6 protein-coding genes and 1 pseudogene are annotated in these 5,701 nt (G+C 49.4%); all 7 read right to left on the reverse strand.

The features are described from left to right. A pseudogene (locus tag Q0340_RS09570) lies at positions 1–648 on the reverse strand (Clp protease); the annotation flags it as partial. A 15-nt stretch (positions 649–663) separates the two neighbouring features. Beyond that, positions 664–969 carry an ATP-dependent Clp protease adaptor ClpS gene (locus tag Q0340_RS09575; RefSeq protein ID WP_005871755.1) on the reverse strand — a complete coding sequence of 102 codons (306 nt, stop codon included), beginning with the start codon at positions 967–969 and terminating at the stop codon, positions 664–666. Further along, the gene (locus Q0340_RS09580; RefSeq protein WP_297881269.1) at positions 959–1,657 is read right to left on the reverse strand and encodes a TlpA family protein disulfide reductase; all 699 of its coding nucleotides are present in this window, start codon (positions 1,655–1,657) and stop codon (positions 959–961) included. Before Q0340_RS09580 ends, Q0340_RS09575 begins: the two co-directional genes overlap by 11 nt. Before the next feature lie 55 nt (positions 1,658–1,712). Further along, positions 1,713–2,177 carry an SsrA-binding protein SmpB gene (gene smpB / locus Q0340_RS09585; protein ID WP_177386608.1) on the reverse strand — a complete coding sequence of 155 codons (465 nt, stop codon included), beginning with the start codon at positions 2,175–2,177 and terminating at the stop codon, positions 1,713–1,715. Between the two features lie 125 nt (positions 2,178–2,302). Beyond that, on the reverse strand, positions 2,303–3,046 hold the full coding sequence (locus Q0340_RS09590; RefSeq protein WP_298083116.1) for a 4-(cytidine 5'-diphospho)-2-C-methyl-D-erythritol kinase: 744 nt from the start codon (positions 3,044–3,046) through the stop codon (positions 2,303–2,305). A gap of 818 nt (positions 3,047–3,864) precedes the next feature. Beyond that, entirely contained in the window at positions 3,865–4,713 is an 849-nt protein-coding gene (gene truB, locus Q0340_RS09595) for a tRNA pseudouridine(55) synthase TruB (RefSeq protein WP_298083117.1), read from the reverse strand. Further along, a partial coding sequence (locus Q0340_RS09600) for a 3'-5' exonuclease (RefSeq protein WP_298083118.1) occupies positions 4,706–5,701 on the reverse strand: 996 nt, incomplete at its 5' end. The genes Q0340_RS09600 and truB, both read right to left, overlap by 8 nt.

Genomic DNA, 5,701 nt, shown 5'->3' on the forward strand with positions numbered 1-5,701 from the left:
TTCAAGCGCAATTTTATTGAGATTCGCTGTATAAAGTGAGCTAGGCGAGTCCTTTTTAATATCGCGCTCGTTTATGGCGTCCTTTTCACCCTCAAACGCAGGCTCAAATTCCGTATTCTGCCACTGCCTGCGGCTTTCGTCATAATTCATCGCATGCGTGATATCGTCTATATCGTATGAGTTTAGCTTAATCGCTGCGGCTTCGTCGCGAGAAACGACCTCATCACGGTGATCGAAAGCGGATTTGTACTTTCGCACGATGAGCTCAAAAATCGCGGCATTGATACCGTAGTGATTTAAAATTTTAGTGCAGTCGTTTTCCTTATCATTTAAAATTTTAAGCATAAAATCAAGCTCGTTTTTAGGCTCTTTAGCGTTATTTAATTCAGTATAGAACTGCTTAAATTCTATCGTCTGCGCCGGATCCTTACCGCTTGATTTAGGCATCATATCCAAAAGCCCGCCCAGATTATCCAAGATATTTAGGTAGTTAATATCCGGAATTTCTTTGGCGATGAGCCCGTGAAAGGGCTTATTGTATTTAAAAATCGCATAAACTACGTGCGAAGTGGTGATATATTCGTCCTCGCCGTCATTTGCGACGCTGATTGCTTGTTCAAAATGTTTGTTTAAAAAAAATCCTATCATTGCTTTCCTTTAAATTTAATCCTCTTCGATCTCACATCTAAGAGGGAATCCTGCGGCCTTTGCCGCTTGTAAAACCGCTTGTTGCTTGCACTCGGCTATCTCTTTAGGATACGCGCCGCAAACCGCGCGACCCTGCTTATGAACTTTCATCATTAAATCTACGGCGTCGTTAAAGTTTTTGGCGAAAATCTCCATCAAAATATAAACCACGAAATCCATCGTCGTCACGTCGTCGTTTAGCAAAATTACTTTATACGGACGAGGCACGAAAGATTTTGTTTTGGCGCGAGTGCGAATCTGCACGCCGGTTTTAGTTGCCATTTTTTATCCTGGCGATATCGCTTTTTATCACATCGGTATCGACCATACCTAAGTAATACGGCTTGCCCCGCTCATCGCCTTCATTAATGTCAGTAAGCCTTTGATATTTTCCATCTTTAAGCACCACCTTAAAAGGGATCGAAAGCGCGTGGCGATAACCGATGTCGCTTAAAATTTGACCTACTATGCGCTCGTTCTGTTTTGAATTGGAGATAAAATAATACGCGTTAAACTTTTTCGTAAAATTTTCGATCACCTGCGCATCGGTAATGTCCTCAAAATAAATCAAGCCGACCATTAGAAAATCCGCGGAATTTTTTAACTGAAAGTCCATCAGATGCGGCGCTTCGATGCGGCATGGCTGGCAGTATGTACCGAAAATATCAAACATTAAAATTTTATCGCTGTCCGCGAGCTTAAAGCCCTTTTCTGTCCGCTCAATCGTTACCTCGCCGCCTACGACGCTTTTAAGCGTAAGGCGCTCGCCCGTTTTAAACGGCGTAAAAGCTACCTCCTCGCCGCTCTCTCCACCAATACGCTCGCCATTTTTATCTTGAGCGGAATTTTTTGCCATCTGATTCTCGCTCGCGGCAGGATTCTCGCCAGCAGAGCCCGTCTTTTTCTGCGAATCATCTCCGCAGCCACTTAAGACAAAAATCGCCAAACATGATAGTAAAAATTTCTTCATTGCATTTCCTTCGGGTTTAAATTTAAGCCCGCATTTTAACCAAAGTTTTGTGAATTTAAAATGAATGCTTGTCGTATCGCTTCATCGCGCTTTGCGCTTCGCGGTCGGCTTCCTTACGCTTTAGCGATTCGCGCTTGTCGTGCAGATTTTTGCCACTAGCCAAAGCGATGCGCGCCTTTACGCGGTTTTTATCATTGAGATACAGCGACAAAACCACGATGGTAAGACCCTCTTTGCTAACCGCGCCAAGCAGTTTGTCGATCTGCTTACGATGCATCAAAAGCTTTCGCGCCGCCCCTTCGTCGGGACGAAAGTGGGCGTTTGTGCTTTCAAGATAGCTGATATGCGCGTTTAGCAAAAACAGCTCGCCGCGGATCACGCGACAGAAGCTATCTTTGAGATTGCCTCTGCCCGCGCGCAGAGCTTTGACCTCGCTGCCCTTTAGCACGATGCCCGCTTCAAAGCTTTCAAGTATCGTAAAATCGTGAAATGCCTTGCGATTTTTACTCAGTTCTTTCATCTTTTTCCTTCTAAATTTAGTCCTAAGCTTAGCCCGTTTTTGCTTAAATTTAAAAGCGGGCGAGCAAATTTTAAATTTTATCTTTAAATTTAGCTTTTAAATTTTAACCGCGCGCCTTGGAATTCTTATTTTAAGAAAAACACGCTGCTGCCGCTGCCGCTTAGAAACATATCGCGATACTTGCCCATCTGCGGATATATCTTTATGCACGGCGCGAAAAGATCGTTTAGCTGAAAGCCGCCATATTGCGCCAGCAGCTGCTCGCTGCCTAAACGCAACATCTCTTGCGCCTGCGCGGCATTTATGTTTTGCATAAAGCTTACGCGAAACTCATTATAAACCGCGCCGGTGGAGCAAAAGATCGCTGGCGTTAAAATTTCGATCGTGGGTAGCTGGTCCTCGAAAGGCTCGATGATCTCGCCGATACCGCGCACGTTCGCAGCCTCAAGCCCGCTAACAAAAAACGCGACGTCCGCGCCGATATTTTGCGCGATTTTGGTAAGCCGCTCGCGCGAAATTTTTAAGCTTAATTCCTCGTTCGCAAGCCGCAAAAACGCCGCTGCGTCGCTGCTACCGCCACCAAGACCCGCGCCGATCGGAATACGTTTTTTAAGCACGATCTTGTGCGAGCCGAAAAACTCCGCAAGCTCGCGCGCAAAGCCCGCCTGCTCAAGCGCCGCCTTGGCCTTTAAAATTATATTGTCCGCGATCTGCGCGGCGCCACATTCAAGCGCAAAGCCGCTCGCGCGCTCGAAGCTTATCTCATCAAAAAGCTCCCTGCGCAGCACGAAGCGCGAGGCGATCTCGTGGTAGCCGCCGCGCGTGCCGACGACTTTTAAAAAAACGTTAATCTTTGCATAAGCTTTCAAAATTTTACTCCTTCTGCGCTTTGGCGCGCTTGCGTTAAATTTAGCCGCGACAAACCTTTCCAGCGCGATTAAAATTTTAAATCCGCGCGCAAGTTAAATTTCAGCCTGCGACGCGCCCTGTCCAGTGCGATTAAAATTTTAATCTGCGCACCCGTGAAGTGTACGCCGCGGAATTTAACCCGCGATCGTGGCGCCCGATACGTAAATTTTATAAAGCGCGGAATTCAGATCCGCAACACACGCGGCGGAATTTCAATCCGCGGCGCAAATCTATCTTAGCGATTAAAATTCCAAGCCAGCAAAATTCTAGCCGCACCGCTGCACGCCGCACTAGGTCATAAATTTAGTTTAGCGGTACGCCGCCCGCTGTAAAATCAAACCCGTCGGCGCAGACTACGCATTACCGCAAGCCGAAATTTCATTCGACAAAAACTGCTTGCTGCGCCGCAATAAACCCCAACCTGCGCGTTTTGTAAATCGCGAAATTTTAATCTCGCGGCGCGTCGTCATCGCGCACCAAAAAGTAAATCAAAACGCCGCTTCGCCGCGTTTAAATTTACCCTCACGGATTTATTTCTTTTCACGAGCGAGCGTCGCCTGCCTAGCCGCACGTTGAAATTTATACTGCTTAAGGCCAATTTGCGATCTGTGCACAACAAAAAAAGCGCAATCGCTCGTCCGCTGCTCCGCACGATAAAATTTAGCCGCACATGGCGGCACGCTATGCTAGCAAATTTAAAACACGCCGTATTTATAACCGCTCAAATTTCAAGCCAGGGCCGCCCGATTAGAATTCCGCCGCAAGCTAGAGGCGCTGATTAAAACGCGCCGCCTGCGATCGGAACGTCGTTCCAAAGATAGCGCACCTCGCCCGCGCCTATCTCGATGATCGAGTAAAAATCGCCGCAGATAAGCAGATAGCGCCCGTCCGCGCGGCTAGCCAGATCCTTTGCGGCAAGCTTCTTGCCCAAGATCACGTCGCGCGCGTCGCCGTCGTAAAAGTTCGGCTGAAGATCCAAAAACTCGAGCGGATTTAGCGCCGCCTCGTCCGCAAAGCGCGGATCTTGCAGGTCAAAAACTCCCTCGCTTTCTCGCCTAAGCGCGCTTAGCGTGCCGCAAACGCCTAGCTTTTCTGCTAAAATTTGCGCGAAAGAGCGCACGTAGCCGCCCTCGCTAAGCGCAACGCGAAAGCTCACGAATGGATGAGCGTAGCTTAAAATTTCAGCATCAAAAACCCGCATCGAGCTCTCTTTCAAGCTCACCTCTTCGCCCGCGCGAGCGAGCTTATATGCGCGCACGCCGCTAATTTTCTTGGCGCTGAAAGCGGGCGGGATAAATTTTATCTCGCCGCGCATTTGCGCCATCGCGGCGTCTAAAACCTCGCACGAAAGCGGCGGAATTTGCTCTACGCGCCCTATGTTTTCGTTATCTCCGCTTGGGCTCTGCGCGCCCAGCCACAGCGTCGCGGCGTAAACTTTTGGCTCCTTTTTTAAAAACCTAAAAAAGCGCGCGTATTGCCCGAAAGCCACGATCAGCGCGCCGCTTGCAAAGGGATCGAGCGTGCCGCTAAAGCCCGCCTTCTTCACGCCGTATTTGCGCTTAAGAGCGCTTAAAAATTTATTGCTGCCGATGCCCGCGGGCTTGTCCGCCAAAAACAATCTATTCATAAGAGCCGATCTTTTCTACGAAATTCGACATTATCACGCGCGAAATTCCGCCGAAATTTATCGTGAGTCGATCGCCGTTTACCGCCGTGATCTGTCCGATACCGAAGAGTTTGTGCTTAATCAGCTCGCCCTTGCTAAAGCCGCTGCTTTGCTCGCGCGACGGCTCTTTAGCCACCAAACCCGCCTCGGCTATAAACCTGCTAGCATCGAGCCTCTCGCGTTTGCCGCGATAAAAGCGGCTAGCGGCAAAGCTAAGCGTGAGAGTGCGTTTGGCGCGCGTAATCGCTACGTATGCGAGCCTACGCTCCTCTTCGATGTCATTGCTGTCGCCCAAAAGCGGGAAAAAGCCCTCCTCCAGTCCGATTACGAAAAGATGCTCGAACTCAAGCCCTTTGCTCGCGTGCACGCTCATTATATTTATCGCATCGCCGATGATAGCGTCTTGATCGCTAAGAAGGCTCAGCTCGTTTAAAAATTCCGCCAGATCAAAATCGGGCTTATTGCTCGCCTCATCCTTTAGCATAGCCAAAAACTCGTCGATGTTCGCTACCCGATCGGCGCCGTCCGGAAGCGAGGCATAGTAAGCCTTTAGCCCGAAAGCGGGCTCCAGCGCCTCTATTTTTTTGATAGTATCGGCTAGCGCGGAGATAGAAGCGATGCCGCTTTTAAGCTCCGCTAGAGCCTGCGCCGCCTTGGCGCTAAGCCCTGCATCAGGCTCGCTAAAGGCATCAAATAGACTGATGAGCCGCAGGCGCGAAAGCTCCTCGAGCTTTGCCAGCGAGACCTTGCCGATGCCGCGCTTGGGCACGTTTATGATCCGCCTCATCGAAAAGTCGTCGTGCTCGTCGTTTACCAAGCGCAGATAGGCGATCGTATCCTTGATCTCGGCACGCTCGTAAAATTTCACGCCGCCTACCATTTTGTACGGGATTTTGGCGCGATTCAGCCCCTCTTCAAGCGCGCGCGAAAGAGCATTTACGCGGTAAAG

It is taken from the genome of uncultured Campylobacter sp. (assembly GCF_938045595.1).
Lineage (GTDB): Bacteria > Campylobacterota > Campylobacteria > Campylobacterales > Campylobacteraceae > Campylobacter_B.